We start from the raw sequence: 1,662 nt of genomic DNA on the forward strand, positions 1-1,662 counted from the left end.
ATGTCAAAGGCAGATACAAATGTCGCAGCGCCAGCTATTTACAAATGTCGTATGTCTCGTTGGTTTGCCGTGCAGGCAGCGTAGAAGAATGAGGGTTGAACGGGCAGGGCGCAGAAGCATCAGGTGGTTGGCCTGGCAGACCGACGAGCGGATTTTGGAGGTTGGGTCGGCGCCAACTGCACGATCACTTCGTTCAGATCCGCTTGCGTCATCTCCCGCTGTTTCTTCGTGCCCGGCAAGCGCTCCTTGCCGCGCACCGGCACGCCATGATTGGTGCGCGAGGGCGAACCCGAGGCGCGTCGATCGTCGCGCTGCGCCTGCAGCGCCTGCGCCACCTGTAGCGCGTGCGCCAAACGCTTATGCTCGACAATGGCCCCTTGATCGATCTGCGAGAGCCGGTCATAGGGCACATAGGGCATCGCCACGCCCTCGGCCCGAATCTCGATGTGCCCATCGGGATATTCCCAGACCTCGATCGTCCGGTGGATCAGCTTGCGGTTCGCCGGCGTATCGTCCAGCAGATAGATCACGCGGTCGTACTGCACCGTGAGCGCCTTGGTGACCTTGCGCGGCTCGCGCCACGTGAACAATAACTCCAGGTTCTCGTCGGCCCGCAGCGGCCGATGCGCATCGAACGCGCTCCTGGGCGGCTTGGCGAAACGCGCGTTGTACGCGGCGATGAAGGAGGGCGCATAGGCATTGGCCGCCTCGACCGTGCTGATGCCGCGCAAGCGCAGTTCCTTCACGAGCCGGTCCTGCAAGGTCAGATGCGCCCGCTCCACGCGCCCCTTGGCCGAGCTGCTGTTGGCACAGAACGTGTCGATGTTCAATTCGTACATCGCGCGCCCGAAGTGCGTCACGCCCTTGTCGCCGGTCGTCGCGTACTGGCTGCTGCGAAACACGCTGGCCTTGTCGCTGTACAGCGCCATCGGCTTGCCGTAGCGCTCGATATACGCGCGCGTGGCCTCGAAGTAGCTGAAGGTCGATTCCGTTGCCGTGAAGTGCAGCATCATCAAGCGGCTCGTCGCATCGTCGACATAGACCAGCAGCGTACAGGCGGGCGCTCGTTCCTCGAACCAGCGATGGTCACTGCCGTCGATCTGGATCAGTTGCCCCAGACACGCCTGCCGCGCCCGCGGCTGATAGATCTTGGGCGGACGCTGCCGACGCGGAATCCAGAAGCCGGCCTCCGTCATGAGCCGTCTAACCGTTTCCTTGGCCAGGTGGATGCCATGGCACTCCCACAGCTTCTCGCAGGCCAGTGTCGGCCCGAAATCGGCGTAGCGCTCGCGAATGATCGAGAGCGCTCGACACGCCGTGTTCTCATCGAGCCGCCGGTTACCTCGACGCCCGCGTTTGCGCGAGGCCAGTCCGGCCGCGCCCAACTCTCGATAGCGTGTCACCAATCGCTCCACTTGACGCACGGTCAGGCCCAGCCGCTCAGCGGCACGCCCGGGCTTCAGTCCCGTCTCCGCCACGGCCTGGACCACCTTCAGACGGTCGAGTTCTAGCATGTTCAATGTCACCAGTGCAGTGGCATGCATGGCCGGCTCCGTTGTCCCGCGTGGAACCGACCAGCATACCGAGGTTAAAACACGACATTTCTATCTAGCTAAAACACGACATTTGCATAAAGCCCTAACACCCAAAACGTTGATAATT

1 protein-coding gene is annotated in these 1,662 nt (G+C 62.3%); it reads right to left on the reverse strand.

Translation table 11 applies throughout. The annotated features are described in order from the left end of the window. Window positions 1-119 precede the first annotated feature (119 nt). Window positions 120-1,544: an ISNCY family transposase gene (locus MMB74_RS27250; protein WP_277431705.1), complete on the reverse strand. Its 1,425-nt coding sequence runs from the start codon at window positions 1,542-1,544 to the stop codon at window positions 120-122. Window positions 1,545-1,662: the final 118 nt, after the last annotated feature.

Source organism: Trinickia sp. Y13 (assembly GCF_029522115.1).
Lineage (GTDB): Bacteria > Pseudomonadota > Gammaproteobacteria > Burkholderiales > Burkholderiaceae > Trinickia.